Consider the following 19,870-nt stretch of genomic DNA (forward strand, 5'->3'; position numbering starts at 1 on the left):
AGTTCAGGGTTCGATAAACATCACTGGCGGGGGCCATGCTGGCATTTTTGTTGCCGGCCCCGGCGGTTTCATGGCGAAAGGGCCGAGCCTAGCCGAAGCAGCCGACTCGGAAAGGAAAAATCCGAGGCCTGCATGAGGGCTCGGATTCAGCAAAATGGCTTACTGATGACCTGACATTTCTACCAGTAGCCGGGCACTCCCCGCCACTGCACACTGTGTTCAAACTGATGTTTTCACCTGTGCGAGCAATAACCAGACAGCGCTCTGCTCAATGTCGAATCCCAGGAGGCCCCGTGGCCGCTGCAAAAAAAACACTGCGCTTTTATCAGAACAGTCGTATTGCTACCGAAGTCAAAGACGCTCTGACACATTCGGTCTTCCGGCATGCGGGTGGTCTTTTAGCGCAACGCGCATCATCTGCTGACGAAGGTTACGTGCTCATGGGCGTCAGCAATACAGACACCCTCATGACCCAGTTAGAGGCTGCTGCAAAAAAAGAGTATTCGTACAGCCCTTATGGCCACCGCCCCGCCCGCAACGAGTCGAATATTCCTTTGGCATTCAACGGCGAGCCGCTGGATTTGGCAACTGGCTGTTATGCCCTCGGCAATGGGTATCGTCTGTACAGTCCCACACTCAAAAGGTTTTGCAGCCCTGATAATCTTAGTCCGTTCGGGAAAGGTGGGTTGAGCGCTTATATGTATTGTGCGGGTGACCCGGTAAATCGCGTTGATCCCACAGGACACTTAAGTTCCGGTGTCATTTGGTCGGGGCTTGTATTAACCGGCCTCGCCGCTTCGACTATCGGAGCCGGGTTGTCGGTCGCTGGGGGAGTGAAAAGAGACGTAACACTCACATTGGTTGGAGGAGCACTTATGGGACTAGGCCTAACGATGATGGGTACTGGGCGATATATGTACCCAAGAATGCGCACCCTTTACTATACCAGGCCAACGCAGCCCCCTCGCCGCAACCTTAATTCTAGGCCTATCGCGACAAACAATCAGCGAGTTCCGGCTTTCGCCCCCCCACCAGCTTTCGCTGACAGTATGCCCGCACGTCAACCGGCTAATGCGCCAGCGTCTCGTCAACCTACTACAATTTTACCTCTACCGACTTACGAACAGGTAAGGCAGGCACATCCATCAACTTACCCAGTAATTGAGGAACCTCCACCGACGTACCAAGAAGTGGTGCAAGCCACTCATTCAACCTCATCTATGCGCGACACCGTAAGGACCTCCGGCCAAGTTGAATAATCAAAGAACCCACTGAGGGTACCCGCGAAAGCGGGCGGCGCAGGTCGAAGCAGCCGCCTGGCGGATAAAACAATGCCAAGGCATGCGATACGCGGCAGGCTCAGCTCGCTTGATGACCTGACATTTCTGCCAGTAGCCGGGCACTTCCCGCCACTGCACACTGTGTTCAAGCTGATGTTTTCACCTGTACGAGCAATAACCAGATAGCGCTCTGCTCAATGTCGAATCCCAGGAGGCCCCGTGGCCGCTGCAAAAAAAACACTGCGCTTTTATCAGAACGGCCGTATTGCTACCGAAGTCAAAGACGCTCTGACACATTCGGTCTTCCGGCATGCGGGTGGTCTTTTAGCGCAACGCGCCTCAGTTGCTGACGAAGGTCACTTACTCATGGGCGTTAGCAATACTGACACCGTCATGACCGAGTTAGGGCATGCCGCGCTGAAGGCGTATCCCTACAGCCCTTATGGCCACTGCAACGCCCGTAGCGAATCGAATACCCTCTTGGCATTCAACGGCGAGCCGCTGGACTCAGCAACAGGCTGCTATGCGCTCGGTAATGGGTATCGTATGTATAACCCCACGCTCGAGAGGTTCTGCAGCCCAGATAATATTAGCCCATTCGGGAAAGGTGGATTGAACGCTTATATGTATTGTGCGGGTGACCCGGTAAATCGCGTTGATCCCACAGGGCACTTAAGCTTCGGTATCATTGGGGCGGGGCTTCATTATACTGCACTCGCCACCGGGCTTGTGGGAAGCGGGCTGGCGATCGCTGGAATGATTACAAAGTCCAAAAAACTAGAAATGGCTGGAGGATTTCTTTCCTTAGTAACCCTACTGATTATAGGTGCCGGGCAACTTGCCATGCTAAAAATGCGCACCATTAACGCTGCTCGGTCGGCCCCTCTCCCTGAAGATTTACCACCTTCTTACAGTCAAGCTATAAATCGCGCAAGGCCTAGTGTCCCTACAGAGCCCCCACCACCTTCTTACAGTGAAGCTACAGCAGCCTTGGAAGCGGCTCATGCAGCGGCTGCTCGAGCCCTTAACCCTAATGCAGGTACGTCCAGCGGGCCTGTTAACAACAACGGCAGGACAAGCGCATTTGCCACCCAGATCAGCATGGGCAATCTACGCCAATAATCATGATATGCCGACTGAGCTAAGAAAATCTGGTGAATATCAGCCAGGCAATTTCGGAGCTTGTACGAGCCTGTTCGCGGCACTGGCTCGCCGCGAACAGGCTCTATATCAGGCTGAAGCCGTGAGCTGGCTCGGGCGCTTGACCTGCGGCTGCGAAGCGTTGGCTGCAGCACCCTCTTCGATCGCCTGCTGAATCGCCTTGCGACGACGCTCTTCGGCCTGGCGGCTGAAGTACCAGACGAAGAAGGTCACCAGCGATACCGACAGCAAGATCAGGCTGGCCACGGCGTTGATCTCCGGTTTCACACCCAGACGCACCGCCGAGAACACTTCCATCGGCAAGGTGGTCGAGCCAGGCCCGGAGACGAAGCTGGCCAGTACCAGGTCGTCCAGCGACAGGGCGAACGACATCATGCCGCCCGCCGCCAGCGATGGCGCGATCATCGGGATGGTGATCAGGAAGAACACCTTCCACGGCTTGGCACCCAGGTCCATCGCCGCTTCCTCGATCGACAGGTCCAGCTCACGCAGGCGAGCCGACACCACCACCGCCACATACGCCGCACAGAACGTTGTGTGGGCGATCCAGATGGTGACGATACCCCGCTCCTGCGGCCAGCCGATCATCTGCGCCATGGCCACGAACAGCAGCAACAGCGACAGACCGGTGATCACTTCGGGCATTACCAGCGGCGCAGTAACCAGGCCACCGAACAGCGTGCGGCCCTTGAAGCGGGTGACGCGGGTCAGCACGAAGGCCGCCAGGGTACCCAGCGCCACTGCCGCCACCGCCGTGTAGCAGGCGATTTCCAGCGAGCGCATCACCGAACCCATCAGCTGGGTGTTGTCGAGCAGGCCGACGTACCATTTGATCGACCAGCCGCCCCACACCGTCACCAGCTTGGAGGCGTTGAACGAGTAGATCACCAGGATCAACATCGGCAGGTAGATGAACAGCAAGCCGAGCACCAGCATCAGCTTGGAGAAACTGAAGCGTTTCATGCGCGGCCCTCCATCTCTTTGGCCTGGCTACGGTTGAACAGCAGGATCGGCACGATCAGGATCGCCAGCATCACCACTGCCAGGGCGGATGCCACCGGCCAGTCACGGTTGTTGAAGAACTCCTGCCACAGCACTTTACCGATCATCAGGGTTTCCGGGCCGCCGAGCAGTTCCGGGATCACGAACTCGCCCACCACCGGGATGAACACCAGCATGCAGCCGGCGATGATGCCGTTTTTCGACAGCGGTACCGTAATCTTCCAGAAGCTGTTGAAGGTGCTCGAACCCAGGTCGGAGGCAGCTTCGAGCAGGCTCGGATCATGCTTCACCAGGTTGGCGAACAGCGGCAGGATCATGAACGGCAGGTACGAATAGACCACGCCGATGTAGACCGCCAGGTTGGTGTTGAGGATCTGCAACGGCTGGTCGATCAACCCGGTCCACAGGAGGAAACCGTTGAGCAGGCCGTTGTTGCTGAGGATACCCATCCAGGCATAGACGCGGATCAGGATCGCGGTCCAGGTTGGCATCATGATCAGCAACAGCAGGACCGTCTGGGTCTCCTTCTTGGCGTTGGCAATGGCGTAGGCCATTGGGAAGCCGATCAGCAGGCACAGCAGGGTGCTGAAGAACGCCATCTTCAACGAACCCAGGTAGGCCGAGAGGTACAGCTCATCCTCGGTCAACAGCCCGTAGTTGGCCAGGTTGAGGACCAGCTGGATCTTGTCTTCGACGTAGGTGTAGATCTCGGTATACGGCGGGATTGCCACATCAGCTTCGGCAAAACTGATCTTCAGGACGATGAAGAACGGCAGCATGAAGAACAGGAACAGCCAGATGAACGGCACGCCGATCACCAAGTGCCGCCCCTCCGGGACCAGACGCTGGAAGGCTCGCTTGAGCTTGCGCAGTTTCATGACCGCAGTACCACGCCGCTGTCGTCTTCCCACCATACGTACACTTCATCGCCCCAGGTAGGACGGGTACCTTGGCGCTCGGCGTTGGCAACGAACGACTGCACGATCTTGCCGCTCGGCAGCTCCACATAGAACACCGAGTGGCCGCCCAGGTAGGCAATGTCGTGGATCTTGCCGCGCGACCAGTTGTGCTCGCAGGTTGGCTGCTGGGTGGTGACCAGCATCTTTTCCGGGCGCAGGGCGTAGGTGATGTGCTTGTCTTCCACCGAGGTGGTGATGCCGTGGCCCACGTAGATCTTGCGCTCCAGCTCCGGGCTGGCAATGATCGCGTAGCCTTCGGCGTCGTCGACCACGTCACCTTCGAACAGGTTGACGTTACCGATGAACTCGCACACCAGGCGGCTGGTAGGTGTCTCGTAGATGTCCACTGGCGAGCCGATCTGGGCGATCCAGCCCAGGTGCATGATCGCGATGCGCTGGGCCATGGTCATGGCCTCTTCCTGGTCGTGGGTCACCATCACGCAGGTTACACCCACGCGCTCGATGATCTCGACCAGCTCCAGCTGCATCTGCGAACGCAGTTTCTTGTCCAGTGCACCCATCGGCTCGTCGAGCAGCAGCAGTTTGGGGCGCTTGGCCAGCGAGCGGGCCAACGCCACACGCTGACGCTGGCCGCCCGACAACTGGTGCGGCTTGCGCTTGGCGTACTGGGTCATGTGCACCAGCTTGAGCATCTCGGCCACGCGGGCATCGATCTCGGCCTTGGGCATCTTGTCCTGCTGCAGGCCGAAGGCGATGTTCTGCGCCACGGTCATGTGCGGGAACAGTGCGTAGGACTGGAACATCATGTTGATCGGCCGCTCGTACGGCGGCATGTCGGTGATGTCGACGCCATCGAGGAAGATCCGCCCTTCGGACGGGCGCTCGAAGCCGGCCAGCATGCGCAGCAAGGTGGACTTGCCGGAACCGGAGCCGCCCAGCAGGGCGAAGATCTCGCCCTTGCGGATTTCCAGGGACACATCGTCCACGGCTACCGTTTCGTCGAACTTTTTCGTGACCCGGTCGATCTTGACCAGCACCTGCTTGGGTTGCTGGCCACCCTCGAGGGCTTTTTTATAGGCACCGGAGGCAACTGCCATGAGTGAAACTCCCAACAAGATTTTTGTGCCCGCGTGGCCTGTTCTACGGTGCCGTCGCGGGTCTGGATTTTTACTTGCCCGACTTGACCTTGGTCCAGCTGCGGGTCATCAGCCGTTGCACCTTGGGGGGCAACTCTGAGTTCACGAACATCTTGTCCAGCACTTCCTGCGGTGGGTAAACCGCGGCGTCAGTCCTTACGGCCTGGTCCATCAGGGCGCCAGCCTTGGGGTTCGGGTTGGCGTAACCGACGTAATCACTGACCTGGGCGATAACCTCAGGTTTCAGCAAATAGTTGATGAAGGCATGCGCCTCTTTGACGTTCTTGGCGTCCTTGGGGATCGCCAGCACGTCGAACCAGAGGTTGCCGCCTTCCTTGGGAATGGCGTAGGCCAGGTTCACGCCCTTCTTCGCTTCTTCAGCACGGGCCTTGGCCTGGAACACATCACCCGAAAAACCTGCCGCGACGCAGATGTCGCCGTTGGCCAGGTCGGTGATGTACTTGGACGAGTGGAAGTAGGTCACGTACGGGCGCACCGCCAGCAGCTTCTGCTCGGCCTTGGCGTAATCCTTGGGGTCGGTGCTGTTGGGGTTGAGGCCCATGTAGTTGAGCACCGCTGGCAGCATTTCGTCTGCCGAGTCGAGGAAGGCCACACCGCACTTGGAGAGCTTCTTCATGTTTTCGGGCTCGAACAGCACGGCCCAGGAATCGATGGTATCCACGCCCAGCGCAGCCTTGACCTTGTCGACGTTGTAACCGATGCCGTTGGTACCCCACAGGTAAGGTACCGCGTACTGGTTGCCCGGGTCGTTCTTTTCCAGGCGCTTCATCAACGCCGGGTCGAGATTGGAATAGTTGGGCAGCAGGTTCTTGTCGAGCTTCTGGAAGGCGCCCGCCTTGATCTGCTTGCCCAGGAAATGGTTGGACGGCACCACCACGTCATAGCCGGTGTTACCGGCCAGCAGCTTGCCTTCCAGGGTTTCGTTGGAGTCGAACACGTCTTGCACAGGCTTGATGCCCGTCGCTTTCTCGAAGTCCGCGAGTGTAGTCGGGCCGATGTAGTCGGACCAGTTATAGAAGTGCACCGTCGGCGCCGCTTGGACGCTGCATGCCAGCGTCAGGCCCGCGCTGGCCATCAAGGCCTTGCGGAATACAGAAATAGACAAGTGGGGGTCCTCACAATCAGTGCCTGGGTAGCGACAATGCTGCCGCACACGCAAAACCGGCGCGCAACTTAACTTCGCAGCTTCGATGCCGCAATCATCAATTACCTTTCAATGGCTCTGGGCCGGCAAACCCGGCCCAGAGGTGTCGCATCAGGCTTACTTGCCCGACTTGATCTTCGTCCAGCTGCGGGTGATCACTCGCTGCACGGAAGCGTCAGGCGCAGCGATCGCGTACAGATGCTTCTTCACTTCAGCAGGCGGATAGATGCTTGGGTCGCTGCTGATGTCTTTGTCCACGAACGGGGTGGCAGCAGCGTTACCGTTCGGGAAGCGCACAGCGTTGGTGATTTCAGCCATGATTTCCGGCTGCATCAGGAAGTTCATGAACTCGTAGGCCGCGTCTTTATGCTCGGCATCTTTCGGGATGGCGACCATGTCGTAGAAAGTACCAGCACCTTCCTTCGGAATGACGTAGTCCACTTTGACCTTGTCGCCCGCTTCATGGGCACGGGCCTTGGATTGCTCCAGGTCACCCGAGTAACCGACGGCTACACAGATGTTGCCGTTGGCCATGTCGCCGATGTACTTGGACGAGTGGAAATAGGTGATCGAAGGACGGATCTTGAGGAACAGGTCCTCGGCGGCCTTCAGGTCTTCTTTCTTGGTGCTGTCGGTCGGCTTGCCGAGGTAGTGCAGCGCAGCCGGGAGCATTTCGGTCGGGGCGTCGAGGAAGCTCACGCCGCAGCTCTTGAGCTTGGCGATGTTCTCAGGCTTGAACACCACATCCCACGAATCGATCTTGTCCACGCCCAGCGCAGCCTTGACCTTTTCCGGGTTGTAGCCGATGCCGATCGAGCCCCACATGTAAGGGAAGGCATGCTTGTTGTCCTTGTCGCTGGCATCGCCAACGGCCTTGAGCAGGTCGGGGTCGAGGTTCTTCCAGTTCGGCAGCTTGGACCGGTCCAGCTCCTCGTACACGCCCGCCTTGATCTGCTTGGCCAGGAAATTGTTCGAAGGCACGACGATGTCATAGCCCGACTTGCCTGCCAGCAGCTTGGCTTCCAGGGTTTCGTTGCTGTCGAAGACGTCGTACTTGACCTTGATCCCCGTCTGCTTCTCGAACTTGGCGATGGTGTCCGGAGCGATGTAGTCCGACCAGTTATAGACGTTCAACACTTTGTCTTCAGCCTGAACAGCGGAGGCCATGGCACCCATCAGGGCGGCGGCCAGCAACGTCTTGCCCATTTTATTCATGCGTAATGCTCCAGAATTTTTATTTAGCAACTGTCCAGCAGCCAGAACCCACGGTGCAGAGCGCGCGGCGACTGAAACAGTCGCTAGTCTGGCAAGTTACAAGGCCCTGTATCAAGGAAAGCAGGGCCATGTAACGACTTAATGTCACAACGCTAGCCTAGCAAACGCTTATCGAATCGCCTCAAGGGTCAGGTCCAGGCACTTGCGCGCCTTTTCCACCAGTTCGTCGATCTCCGCATGGCTGATTACCAGCGGCGGCGCGATGATCATGGTGTCACCCACCGCACGCATGATCAGGCCGTTCTCGAAGCAGAAGGTGCGGCAGATCATGCCCACGCCCTTGCCCTCGTAACGGCTGCGGGTGGCCTTGTCCTTGACCAGCTCGATCGCACCCAGCATGCCCAGGCCGCGCACTTCACCCACCAGTGGATGGTCCTGCAGCTCACGCAAACGCTTTTGCAAATACGGTGCCGCTTCCGTGCGCGCCTTCTCGACAATTTTCTCGTCACGCAGGATGCGCAGGTTTTCCAGGCCCACCGCGGCCGCCACCGGGTGACCGGAGTAGGTGAAACCGTGGTTGAAGTCGCCGCCTTCGCTGATCACCTTGGCCACGGTGTCACGCACAATCACACCGCCCATGGGGATGTAACCGGAGGTCAGGCCTTTCGCGATGGTCATCAGGTCGGGCTTGAGGTCGTAGTAATCAGAGCCAAACCACTCGCCGGTACGGCCGAAGCCGCAGATCACCTCGTCGGCGACGAACAGAATGTCGTACCTGGCGAGGATCTCCTTCACCTTCGGCCAGTAGGTTTGCGGCGGGATGATCACGCCACCTGCGCCCTGGATCGGCTCGGCGATGAAGGCAGCGACGTTGTCTTCGCCGACTTCGAGGATCTTCTTCTCCAACTGCTCGGCGGCCCAGATACCGAATTCGTCAGGGGTCATGTCGCCACCCTCGCCGAACCAGTACGGCTGAGGGATGTGTACGATGCCCGGAATCGGCAGGCCACCCTGCTCGTGCATGCCGCTCATGCCGCCCAGGCAAGCACCGGCGAAGGTGGAGCCGTGGTAACCGTTGATGCGGCCGATGATGGTCTGCTTGTGCGGTTTGCCCTTCAGCGCCCAGTAGTGGCGCACCATGCGCAGCACTGTGTCGTTGCCTTCGGAGCCGGAGCCGGTGAAGAACACATGGGTCATACCCTTCGGCGCCACGTCGGTGATCGCCTTGGCCAGCTCGAGCGCAGGCGGGTGAGCGGTCTGGAAGAACAGGTTGTAGTACGGCAGCTCGCGCATCTGTTTTTCCGCCGCCTGCACCAGCTCTTCACGGCCGTAGCCGACCGCCACACACCACAGACCGGCCATGCCGTCGAGAATCTTGTGCCCCTCGCTATCCCACAAATGCACACCCTGGGCCTTGGTGATAATGCGCGGCCCCTTCTCCTTCAGTTGCTTGTAGTCACTGAAAGGTGCGAGGTGATGCTCCCCGCTCAGGGTTTGCCATTCACGGGTTTGCGGGTTGTTGACGCTCATGTGCTTCTCCGTTATTGGACCGCCGCGCTCCTGCGGCACCAGGGTTGATCAGACAGCGAACAGCAGGAACTCACGCTCCCACGAACTGATGACACGTTTGAAGTTTTCGTGCTCGGCGCGCTTGGTCGCGACATACCCGGTAATGAATTTCTTGCCCAGGTACTGCACCAGCGCACGGCTGTTTTCCATGCGTTCCAAGGCATCTTCGATGGTCAGGGGCAGGCGCAGGTTGCGGCGTTCGTAACCACGGCCCTGCACTGGCGCGCTGGCCTCGATGCCTTCGACCATGCCGATGTAGCCACACAGCAGGCTGGCGGCGATGGCCAGGTATGGGTTGGCGTCGGCGCCCGGCAGGCGGTTTTCGACGCGCCGGCTTTGCGGGCCGGCATCCGGTACACGCAGGCCGACGGTGCGGTTTTCTTCGCCCCACTCCACGTTTACCGGCGCCGAAGTGTCGGGCAGGAAGCGGCGGAACGAGTTGACGTTGGGCGCGAACAGCGGCAGCGCCTCGGGGATGAACTTCTGCAGGCCACCAATGTGGTTGAGGAACAGCTCGCTCATGCTGCCGTCTTCATTGCTGAAGATGTTCTTGCCGGTGGCCACGTCGACCACACTCTGGTGCAGGTGCATGGCACTGCCCGGCTCGCCGGTCATCGGTTTGGCCATGAAAGTGGCAGCCACGTTGTGCTTGAGCGCCGCCTCGCGCATGGTGCGCTTGAACACCAGGATCTGGTCGGCCAGGTGCAGAGCGTCGCCGTGACGGAAGTTGATTTCCATCTGCGCCGTGCCGTCTTCGTGGATCAGCGTGTCGAGGTCCAGTTGCTGCAGCTCGCACCAGTCGTAGACGTCTTCGAACAGCGGGTCGAATTCGTTGGCAGCTTCGATCGAGAACGACTGACGGCCGGTTTCCGGGCGACCGGAACGGCCTACCGGGGGCTGCAGCGGGAAGTCCGGGTCTTCGCTGCGCTTGGTCAGGTAGAACTCCATCTCCGGTGCGACGATCGGCTGCCAGCCCTTGTCAGCGTATAGCTTGAGCACTTTCTTCAGCACGTTGCGCGGCGACAGTTCGACCGGGTTGCCCTTCTTGTCGTAGGTGTCGTGGATGACCTGTGCGGTTGGCTCGATGGCCCACGGCACGAGGAACACGGCGTTCTCGTCAGGGCGGCAGATCATGTCGATGTCTGCAGGGTCGAGCAGTTCGTAATAGATGTCGTCGTCGACGTAGTCGCCGGTCACGGTCTGCAGCAGCACGCTCTCGGGCAGCCGCATGCCTTTTTCAGCGATGAATTTGTTGGTTGGCGAAATCTTGCCGCGCGTGATGCCGGTCAGGTCGCTGATCATGCATTCGACTTCGGTGATCTTGTGCTCTTTCAACCAATCGGTGAGCTGGTCGAGGTTGTTACTCATAAATACCTCAGGAGGTAAGGTGGTCCGCGACTTGATTCTGGATGGAGTCGATTGCTAAAGCAAAAACCCACGCGCAGAGCCACAGTGGATACACTGAAATCAGCTGTGTCCGTAATGAGTTCAAAAGGCAGGAAGACGAAGCGAAGGGCGGCAAGCCGCTACGAGGACGGGTCCGGGAACGCCAAACGTCAATTATTGCGGCCAGGGCGACCACGCCATTGACGAAGCTTGCAAAAACGACGGAAGTACCCGATTGCACTGCGCAGGCAGTACTTTCAGGTCGCGGCAAGCGGACCATGTGACCCTCGTATTATTGTGTTCTGGGTTGTGACCGAGCTTAGCCTTGTTCATTTTTTTACACAACACTTCCGTAAAAAATAAAACACGGCACGTTTGAGATCACCCTTTCAGGCAGAAATAGCGGATAATGGCCTGCCCCGATATGCAGCAAATCTGCCGTAGATGTGCCATTTCAGGGCGTCATGGGGTTGGCTTGACATCAGTATGGCTTTTCGGTTGACTGGTCCTGCAAGCCCCCCTTGATTGATATTTTTAACAACAAAGGTGTTGCATCATGTCGGTACCCCCGCGTGCCGTTCAGCTTAACGAAGCGAACGCGTTCCTTAAGGAACATCCTGAGGTTCTCTACGTTGACCTTCTGATTGCAGATATGAATGGTGTGGTGCGTGGCAAGCGCATAGAGCGCACCAGCCTCCACAAGGTTTACGAGAAAGGCATCAATCTGCCGGCCTCCCTCTTTGCCCTGGACATCAACGGTTCCACCGTCGAAAGCACCGGGCTGGGCCTGGACATCGGCGATGCTGACCGCATCTGCTATCCAATCCCCGACACGCTCTGTAATGAGCCGTGGCAAAAACGCCCTACCGCCCAGCTGCTGATGACCATGCACGAGCTGGAAGGCGAGCCGTTCTTCGCCGACCCGCGTGAAGTGCTGCGCCAGGTGGTGAGCAAGTTCACCGATATGGGCCTGACCATCTGCGCCGCATTCGAGCTGGAGTTCTACCTGATCGACCAGGAGAACGTGAATGGCCGCCCGCAGCCGCCGCGCTCGCCAATCTCGGGCAAGCGCCCGCAGTCGACCCAGGTGTACCTGATCGACGACCTCGACGAGTATGCCGACTGCCTGCAGGACATCCTCGAAGGCGCGAAGGAGCAAGGCATCCCGGCCGACGCCATCGTCAAGGAAAGCGCCCCGGCGCAGTTCGAAGTCAACCTGCACCACGTGCCCGACCCGCTCAAGGCCTGCGATTACGCGGTACTGCTCAAGCGGTTGATCAAGAACATCGCCTACGACCATGAAATGGACACCACTTTCATGGCCAAGCCCTACCCGGGCCAGGCTGGTAACGGCCTGCATGTACACATTTCCGTGCTGGACAAAGATGGCAACAACATCTTCACCAGCGAGGATCCCGAGCAGAACGCCGCGCTACGTCACGCTGTCGGCGGTGTGCTCGAGACCCTGCCCGCGTCCATGGCGTTCCTCTGCCCGAACGTCAACTCGTACCGCCGCTTCGGCGCGCAGTTCTACGTACCGAACGCGCCAAGCTGGGGCCTGGACAACCGCACCGTGGCCCTGCGCGTACCGACCGGCTCACCGGACGCCGTGCGCATCGAGCACCGCGTGGCCGGTGCCGACGCCAACCCGTACCTGATGATGGCTGCGGTGCTGGCGGGCGTGCACCACGGCCTGACCAACAAGATCGAGCCGGGCGAGCCGATCGAAGGCAACTCGTACGAGCAGCTGGAGCAGAGCCTGCCGAACAACCTGCGCGATGCCCTGCGCGAGCTGGACGACAGCGAAATCCTGAACAAGTACATCGATCCGAAGTACATCGACATCTTTGTCGCGTGCAAGGAAAGCGAGCTGGAAGAGTTCGAGCACTCGATCTCCGACCTCGAGTACAACTGGTACCTGCATACCGTGTAAACGAAAACGCCGCCCCCCATTGTGGGAGCGGCGTCGCGGTAGGGGCGAAAGTGCCCCCAATATTTGCGCATCAAGCTGATAATGTCGGGGCCGCTTTGCGGCCCTTTCGCGACGCAAGGCCGCTCCCACATGAGCTGCGGTACAGGCTTACAGGGGCTTCTCGAAAATCTTCGAATTGCGCTGGTAGTTGTACAGCGAAGCCCGCGCCGCCGGCAGCCGCTCCACGCCACTAGGCGCAAAGCCGCGCTCGCGAAACCAGTGCGCAGTGCGCGTAGTCAGCACGAACAAAGTACTCAAACCCATCTGCCGTGCCCGGCTCTCGATGCGTTCCAGCAGCTCATCGCCACGTCCGCCATGGCGGTACTCAGGGTTCACCGCCAGGCAAGCCAGCTCCCCGGCCTCGGAATCGGCAATCGGGTACAGCGCCGCACAGGCGATGATCATGCCCTCGCGCTCGACCACGCTGAACTGCTCGATCTCTCGCTCCAGCACTTCGCGCGAACGGCGCACCAGGATGCCCTGCTCTTCCAGCGGGCTGATCAACTCCAGCAGGCCACCGACGTCCTCGATGGTCGCCTCGCGCACCACTTCGAACTGCTCCTGCGACACCAGCGTACCGCCACCGCCACGGGTGAACAGCTCGGTGAGCAGCGCGCCGTCCTCGGCATAGCTGACGATGTGGCTGCGCGCCACACCGCCTTTGCAAGCCTCGGCCGCAGCATCCAGCAGTTCGCCCTGGTAGTCGCTGCCTAGACGCTGCAGATGCGGAGCAACCTGCTGCGGGCGCAGTTCACGCACCAGCCTTCCGTCAGCGTCCAACAGGCCCGGCTCGGCGCCGAACAGCAACAATTTGTCGGCACCCAGTTCGATGGCCGCGCGTGTAGCCACGTCTTCGCAGGCCAGGTTGAAGATTTCACCGGTAGGCGAGTAGCCCAAGGGCGACAACAGCACGATAGAGCGCTCGTCGAGCAGGCGGCTGATGCCCTTGCGGTCGACGCGGCGCACTTCGCCAGTGTGGTGGTAGTCCACGCCTTCGAGCACGCCGATCGGCCGCGCAGTGACCAGGTTGCCGGAGGCCACGCGCAGGCGCGAGCCCTGCATGGGCGAAGCGGCGATGTCCATCGACAGCCGCGCTTCAATGGCCAGGCGCAGGGCGCCGACGGCATCGATCACGCAGTCCAGGGTGGCCGCATCAGTAATACGCATGCCCCGGTGATAGTGCGGCGTCAGGCCGCGATCGGCCAGCCGGCTTTCGATCTGCGGGCGCGAGCCATGCACCAGCACCAGGCGCACGCCCAGGCTGTGCAGCAGCACCAGGTCGTGGACGATATTGCCGAAATTAGGGTGTTCCACCCCATCGCCAGGGAGCATGACCACAAAGGTGCAGTCGCGATGGGCATTGATATAGGGGGATGCATGACGCAGCCAGTTGACGTAATCGGGCATGACAGGGCCTGTGGATAAGTGGACGGAGAACGGCGATGCAGGGGGCGTTCAGGATCATCGTCGGAACAGGCTTGCGGTCACGCGCGGTCTCCTCTAGGCAGGAACGAATCAGTTCGATTGACGTTTAGTGCAGGCAATAGTGCCGGATCAGGTCACGCAATAGACGCACGGTAGGCTCGATTCGTGACATTTCAAGGTATTCGCCGGGCTGGTGGGCGCAGGCAATGTCGCCAGGGCCCAGCACGATGGTCTGGCAGCCCAGTTGCTGAAGATAAGGTGCTTCGGTGCCGAACGCCACCGCTTCAGCGCGATGGCCAGTCAGGCGCTCCGCGACCTGAACCAGTTCGACATCGGCAGCCTGCTCGAACGGCGGCACCTCCGGGAACAGCGGCGCATAGTCGATGCGCACCTCATGGCGCTCGGCCACGGGTACCAGCTTTTCGCGAATCACCGCGCGCAGTTGCTCCACATCCATGCCCGGCAGCGGCCGCAGGTCGAATTCCAGGGCACACTGGCCGCAGATGCGGTTGGGGTTGTCACCGCCGTGGATGCAGCCGAAGTTCATGGTCGGGGTCGGCACGGTGAATTGCGGGTTGCTATAGGTGTTTTGCCAGTGCTGGCGCAGGCCCATCAGCTCGCCCATGACTGCGTGCATGGCCTCCATGGCGCTGCGGCCCAGGCTTGGATCCGACGAATGGCCACTGCGGCCGAGGATGTCGATGCGGTCCATGAGGATGCCCTTGTGCATGCGAATTGGCCGCAGCCCGGTAGGCTCACCGATGACCGCTGCACGCCCCAGTGGCTGGCCGGCCTCGGCCAGGGCACGGGCGCCGGACATGGAGCTTTCTTCGTCGCAGGTGGCAAGGATCAGCAGTGGCTCCTTGAAGTCGTGCTCCAGCAGCGGGATGACCGCTTCGATGACCAGGGCGAAGAAGCCCTTCATGTCGCAGCTGCCCAGGCCGACCCAACGGCCATCGGCTTCGGTCAGCTTCAGCGGGTCGCTGGCCCACAGCTGTTCGTCATAGGGCACGGTATCGCTGTGCCCGGCCAGCACCAGCCCTCCTGGGCCGGTGCCACGGCTGGCCAGCAGGTTGAACTTGCCGGGGCTGACCTGCTGGATATCGCACTTGAAACCCAGGTCGCCGAGCCAACCGGCCAACAGGTCGATAACCTGGCGGTTGGACTGGTCCAGCGCAGGTTGGGTACAGCTAACCGAAGGCGCGGCGATCAAGGCGGCAAACTGGTCTTTCAGCGTCGGCAACGGCATGCGCGTACTCCTCGGAAACGTTGCCCATCATAGGACTATCCGCTGTCTGGAATAAACCGTTGAGGGCTGACTGCTGTAGACTCTCTGCCAACCACGCCCCCTCTTTCGAGTCTGTGATGCACAAAGAAACCGAACTGAAGCTCCGCGCCAGCCGCGAGACCCTTGCCGCACTTCGCGAGCACCCTCTGCTGAAAAAGCGCAACAAGTCCGGCTGGCAGACCCGTGAACTGCTCAACCAGTACTTCGACACCCCCGAGCGTGAGCTGTCCGCCGCCCGTGTCGCCCTGCGCCTGCGCCGCGATGGCGACGCTGTCATCCAAACCCTCAAGTGCCGCGGCCAGAGCGTGGCTGGCCTGTCAGAGCGCAACGAGTACGAATGGAACCTGGACAAGGTCAAGCTCGACCTGAAGAAGCTGGACGCCACCTGCTGGCCCGAGCAACTGGCCAATCTGGACAAGAAAACCATCAAGCCGCTGTTCACCACCGACTTCAGCCGTGAATACGCCGAAATCGCCTGGGGCCGTGGCAAGAGCAAGGTGGTGATCGAGGCCGCGCTGGACCAAGGCTTCGTGATCGCCGGCAAGCGCAAGGAAGAGATCTGCGAGCTGGAGCTGGAGCTGCGTGAAGGTGAACCGCAAGCACTGCTGGAACTGGCTGCAGAACTGGCCGCCAGCCTGCCACTGATGCCGTGCGACATCAGCAAGGCTGAGCGCGGTTACCGCCTGCTGGAACCGGACAGCTACGAGCTGGACCTGCCGCACACCGCGCTGGAAGCCGAAATGGCCTTGGACGACGCCTATGCCGCCCTCGCCTGGCAACTGCTGGGCAGCAGCCAGCGCCTGGCCGAGCAGTACCGCCACAACGGCCACTGGCGCCTGCTCCAGGACTGGGTCGAGTGCCTGAGCGAGCTGCGCGCACTCACCGCCAGCCTGGGCCAGGCAGCACCGCGCGCCACCACCCGCGACCTGCGCGCCAGCCTTGATGCCTTGCTTGAAGACTGGCGCCCGCTGGTTCAGGCCGGCAACGATGACGAAGACATCCGTCGCGCCGCGCCCGAGCAGTTCGCCGAAGAGCTGGAAGACGTACGCTGGGGCCAGTTCTCGCTGGAAACCTCACGCTGGCTGATGGCCCGGACCTGGACCGCTGAGCGCAAGGGCCGCGGCGAACGCCAGGGCAAGGCGCAGTTGGCCAGCTGGCTGGGTCACCTGCTGGGTGAGGAAGGCCGCGCGCTGAAGCTGCCGCTGTACACCCAGCGCCCGGAAGACCTGGCTGAGCAGCTGCCACGTATCGAGCAACTTCTGGCTTGGCTGCACCACGCCCGCCAGGTGCTGGAAGCGCCGCAAATGGACCGCTTGTACGGCGATCTGAAAAAGCTGCACGAGCTGGCCGAGCAGCCTATCAGCGATGAAGTGCTGGAAGCGCGTATCGAACAGGCTCGGGCGGTGGACCAGAGCCGCGGCTGGAAGCACCTGCTCAAGGCGTGATACCGCGCCGCCTGCTTCGTGGGTAAACCCGCTCCTACGTAGGATCCGCGCCAGGCGTGGGGCCAGTGTAGGAGCGGGTTTACCCGCGAATGGCCTCAACGGTGTAGGAGCGGGTTTACCCGCGAATGGCCTCAACGCGATAGCGGCAGGCTAGTGGTGGACTTGATCTCGGAAAGCGCCACAATCGAATTCACCTCCTGAATCCCCGGCACGTTCGACAGTTTTTCGAAGAAGAACCGCTCGTAGGCCTCGATGTCCGACGTGACGATGCGCAGCAGAAAGTCCACAGCCCCCATCAGTACATAACACTCCAGCACCTCAGGGAACCCGCGGATCGCCTCGGTGAACTCGGTGAAGTTGGAGCGCCCGTGGGCGTTCAATTTCACTTCGGCGAAAATCTGCGTGTTCAGGCCGACCTTCTTGCGGTCCAGCAAGGTCACCTGCCCACGAATCACCCCCTCTTCCTTCAAGCGCTGAATGCGCCGCCAGCACGGCGATTGCGACAGCCCGACGCGCTCGGCGATCTGTGCACTGGACAGCGAAGCGTCCTCCTGCAGCAGTTCGAGGATGCGACGGTCGTAGGCGTCCAGCTCGCTGTGCATTATCTATTCTCCACATCAGATTTTTTTGAATAAAAGAATTCACCAATAAGGCGAAATCACCCAATCATAGCGAAAAAATACCGCCAGCAACGTGCAAGAATTTCTCCCTCATTTGCGGAGACCAGCATGAACGCACAGCCCCGTACCGACGCCTGGGCCGCCACCAACGCCCACAGCACCGTGCACTATCGCCTGCAGGCCGAGGCCGAGCCCGATAGCCTGTGCCGGGTGCTCAACCTGTTCGCCTTGCAGTTCCTGACCCCGCATAGCGTGCAGGTCAGCCAGCAGGATGACTGGCTGGATATCGAAATCGGCATTGGCGGGTTGAGCTGGCACCGGGCCGAGGTCATTGCACAGAAGCTGCGTAACCTGGTGTGTGTGGGTGAGGTGAGCCTGACCAACTTGCAGCGAGTGGCGTTGGCAGTGGTCTGAACCACCCTCTCTGCTGGACCTGTACCTCAAGGCACGTACGATCCCTGTAGGAGCGGGTTCACCCGCGAAGCGTCCGGAACAGGCGCAGCAAAATCCCGAAACCTTTCACCTCCAATAGCCACCCGCCGCCCGGCTAGCCTTGATCAGCACTACCCGATCAGGCACGGACGCCACCCATGCATACCCCCGACAATCCGGCACTCGACCTCAAGCGTGTGCTCCAGGCCCTGCTCGCTGACCAGCACCTGCACGCCAGCGATACCCTGCAAGTACTCGAACACGCCGCTGCCCACCCCACTAGCCACCCGCTGGAACACATCGCCGCCTGCAGCCTGGAAAACCGCCAGCACCCTGGTCAGCCTCTGGACCTGGAGTACCTTTGCCAATGGCTGGCCGACAAGGTCGGCCAGCCCTACCTGCGCATCGACCCCATGCAACTCGACCTGCCCCAGGTCACCGGCCTGATCTCCCCAGCCTTCGCCCAGCGCCACGGCATCCTCATCGTCGCGGCCGATGCCTCCAGCGTCACCGTCGCCAGCGCCCAGCCTTTCCAGGATGACTGGCAGGCCGACCTGGCCCGTAGCCTCGGCCGATCGATCCGTCGCGTACTGGCCAGCCCGCAGCAGATCCGTGAGTCAGCGCAGTCGTTCCACCGCCTGGCCCAGTCGGTAAAAGGCGCGCAATACCAGCAGTCGGCCAGCCTGGGGGAACTTGAGCAATTGCTGGAGCTGGGCAAACGCCAGGCCGAGGCCAGCGCAGACGACGCACACATTGTGCATATCGTCGACTGGCTGCTGCAGTACGCCATTGAGCAACGCGCCAGCGATATCCACTTGGAACCGCGCCGCGAACAGGGCCAGTTGCGCTACCGCATCGATGGCCTGCTGCACACCGTCTATGCCTTCCCCGCCGGGGTCACCCTGGCCCTCGTCAGCCGCCTGAAACACCTGGGCCGCATGGACGTTGCCGAGAAACGCCGGCCGCAGGACGGCCGGCTGCAAAGCCGCCTGCCCGGTGGTGGCGAAGTGGAGCTGCGGCTTTCAACCCTGCCCACCCCGTTTGGCGAGAAACTGGTGCTGCGCCTGTTCGACCCGCACCAGTTGCAAGAGGGCTTCGACCGCCTTGGCCTGCACGGCCAGCAACTGGCCCAATGGCAGCGCCTGCTACGTCAGCGCCAAGGCATCATCCTGGTCACCGGCCCCACCGGCTCCGGCAAAACCAGCACGCTGTACACCAGCCTCAAACTGTTGGCCACCCCACAGGTCAACCTGTGCACCATCGAAGACCCGATCGAGCGCCTGGAGCCAGCCTTCAACCAGCTGCAGGTGCAGCCCGCGCTGGACCTGGGGTTTGCCAACGCGGTCAGGGCCATGCTGCGCCAAGATCCCGATATCATCATGATCGGCGAAATTCGCGACCGCGAAACCGCCCTGGTGGCAGTTCAGGCAGCGCTGACCGGGCACCTGGTACTGTCCACCCTGCATACCAACGACGCTTGTGCAGCGATTACCCGCTTGCAAGAGCTGGGTGTGGCCGACTACCTCATCAAGGCGACGCTTATCGGGGTGATGGCCCAGCGCCTGGTGCGAACCGTCTGCACCGACTGCCAGGCAGGCTCATCAGCCACCTGCCGAGCCTGCCGCGGCACCGGTTTTCAGGGGCGAACAGGATTATTCGAACTGCTCGAGCCCAGCGACACCTTGCGCGCATTGATCGGCCCTGATGCCGACCTGACCCGATTGCGGCGCCAGGCGCTGGCCGATGGCCTGATTGACCTGCGCCATTGCGGCGAGGCCAAAGTGGCCGCTGGGCAGACCCGTGCCGAGGAAGTGCTGCGCGTCTGCAACTGACGAAAAGTCCTTTGTATTCAAG

General features: G+C 60.6%; 16 protein-coding genes. 6 read left to right on the forward strand and 10 right to left on the reverse strand.

Going from position 1 to position 19,870, the window contains the following annotated elements:
- The first annotated feature begins 467 nt into the window (after positions 1 to 467).
- Both KW568_RS27640 and KW568_RS27645 read left to right on the forward strand, forming a co-directional pair.
- A complete protein-coding gene (locus tag KW568_RS27640; RefSeq protein ID WP_080634942.1) occupies positions 468 to 1,259 on the forward strand; it encodes an RHS repeat-associated core domain-containing protein in 792 nt (263 codons plus the stop codon).
- A gap of 240 nt (positions 1,260 to 1,499) precedes the next feature.
- A complete protein-coding gene (locus KW568_RS27645) occupies positions 1,500 to 2,402 on the forward strand; it encodes an RHS repeat-associated core domain-containing protein (RefSeq protein WP_004575839.1) in 903 nt (300 codons plus the stop codon).
- Between the two features lie 108 nt (positions 2,403 to 2,510).
- Here KW568_RS27645 and KW568_RS27650 read toward each other — a convergent pair whose 3' ends face one another.
- The 7 genes from KW568_RS27650 to KW568_RS27680 form a co-directional block, all read right to left on the reverse strand.
- On the reverse strand, positions 2,511 to 3,404 hold the full coding sequence (locus KW568_RS27650) for an ABC transporter permease subunit (protein ID WP_003253739.1): 894 nt from the start codon (positions 3,402 to 3,404) through the stop codon (positions 2,511 to 2,513).
- Positions 3,401 to 4,321, reverse strand: coding sequence for an ABC transporter permease subunit (locus KW568_RS27655; RefSeq protein WP_003253736.1), 921 nt, complete (start codon positions 4,319 to 4,321; stop codon positions 3,401 to 3,403). Before KW568_RS27655 ends, KW568_RS27650 begins: the two co-directional genes overlap by 4 nt.
- Positions 4,318 to 5,460 carry a polyamine ABC transporter ATP-binding protein gene (gene potA, locus KW568_RS27660; protein WP_003253733.1) on the reverse strand — a complete coding sequence of 381 codons (1,143 nt, stop codon included), beginning with the start codon at positions 5,458 to 5,460 and terminating at the stop codon, positions 4,318 to 4,320. The genes KW568_RS27655 and potA overlap by 4 nt, the downstream gene beginning before the upstream one ends.
- A gap of 70 nt (positions 5,461 to 5,530) precedes the next feature.
- On the reverse strand, positions 5,531 to 6,625 hold the full coding sequence (locus KW568_RS27665) for a polyamine ABC transporter substrate-binding protein (RefSeq protein ID WP_003253732.1): 1,095 nt from the start codon (positions 6,623 to 6,625) through the stop codon (positions 5,531 to 5,533).
- A 156-nt stretch (positions 6,626 to 6,781) separates the two neighbouring features.
- Positions 6,782 to 7,879 (reverse strand): polyamine ABC transporter substrate-binding protein, encoded by a 1,098-nt coding sequence (locus KW568_RS27670; protein WP_004575838.1) that lies wholly within the window; start codon positions 7,877 to 7,879, stop codon positions 6,782 to 6,784.
- A gap of 168 nt (positions 7,880 to 8,047) precedes the next feature.
- Positions 8,048 to 9,409 carry an aspartate aminotransferase family protein gene (locus KW568_RS27675; RefSeq protein WP_004575837.1) on the reverse strand — a complete coding sequence of 454 codons (1,362 nt, stop codon included), beginning with the start codon at positions 9,407 to 9,409 and terminating at the stop codon, positions 8,048 to 8,050.
- Between the two features lie 48 nt (positions 9,410 to 9,457).
- Positions 9,458 to 10,816, reverse strand: coding sequence for a glutamine synthetase family protein (locus KW568_RS27680; RefSeq protein WP_003253727.1), 1,359 nt, complete (start codon positions 10,814 to 10,816; stop codon positions 9,458 to 9,460).
- Between the two features lie 574 nt (positions 10,817 to 11,390).
- On the opposite strand from KW568_RS27680, the gene KW568_RS27685 reads away from it, so the two are divergent.
- Positions 11,391 to 12,767, forward strand: a complete 1,377-nt coding sequence (locus KW568_RS27685) for a glutamine synthetase family protein (RefSeq protein ID WP_003253725.1) — start codon at positions 11,391 to 11,393, stop codon at positions 12,765 to 12,767.
- 147 nt (positions 12,768 to 12,914) lie between these two features.
- On the opposite strand, the gene argA is transcribed toward KW568_RS27685, so the two are convergent.
- Both argA and argE read right to left on the reverse strand, forming a co-directional pair.
- Positions 12,915 to 14,213 (reverse strand): amino-acid N-acetyltransferase, encoded by a 1,299-nt coding sequence (argA, locus tag KW568_RS27690; protein ID WP_003253723.1) that lies wholly within the window; start codon positions 14,211 to 14,213, stop codon positions 12,915 to 12,917.
- A gap of 124 nt (positions 14,214 to 14,337) precedes the next feature.
- Positions 14,338 to 15,480, reverse strand: a complete 1,143-nt coding sequence (gene argE / locus KW568_RS27695) for an acetylornithine deacetylase (RefSeq protein WP_004575836.1) — start codon at positions 15,478 to 15,480, stop codon at positions 14,338 to 14,340.
- Positions 15,481 to 15,596: 116 nt separating this feature from the next.
- Here argE and KW568_RS27700 point away from each other — a divergent pair, with 116 nt between their 5' ends.
- Positions 15,597 to 16,964 carry an inorganic triphosphatase gene (locus tag KW568_RS27700; protein WP_003253720.1) on the forward strand — a complete coding sequence of 456 codons (1,368 nt, stop codon included), beginning with the start codon at positions 15,597 to 15,599 and terminating at the stop codon, positions 16,962 to 16,964.
- Between the two features lie 131 nt (positions 16,965 to 17,095).
- On the opposite strand, the gene KW568_RS27705 is transcribed toward KW568_RS27700, so the two are convergent.
- The gene (locus KW568_RS27705) at positions 17,096 to 17,566 is read right to left on the reverse strand and encodes an Lrp/AsnC family transcriptional regulator (RefSeq protein ID WP_003253717.1); all 471 of its coding nucleotides are present in this window, start codon (positions 17,564 to 17,566) and stop codon (positions 17,096 to 17,098) included.
- A gap of 126 nt (positions 17,567 to 17,692) precedes the next feature.
- Here KW568_RS27705 and KW568_RS27710 point away from each other — a divergent pair, with 126 nt between their 5' ends.
- Complete coding sequence (locus tag KW568_RS27710; protein ID WP_003253715.1) at positions 17,693 to 17,998, forward strand: hypothetical protein; 306 nt, start codon at positions 17,693 to 17,695, stop codon at positions 17,996 to 17,998.
- A 176-nt stretch (positions 17,999 to 18,174) separates the two neighbouring features.
- Positions 18,175 to 19,848: a GspE/PulE family protein gene (locus KW568_RS27715; RefSeq protein WP_004575835.1), complete on the forward strand. Its 1,674-nt coding sequence runs from the start codon at positions 18,175 to 18,177 to the stop codon at positions 19,846 to 19,848.
- Positions 19,849 to 19,870: the final 22 nt, after the last annotated feature.

The sequence above is a fragment of the Pseudomonas sp. HD6515 genome (assembly GCF_024971855.1).
GTDB classification, from domain to species: Bacteria; Pseudomonadota; Gammaproteobacteria; order Pseudomonadales; family Pseudomonadaceae; genus Aquipseudomonas; species Aquipseudomonas alloputida.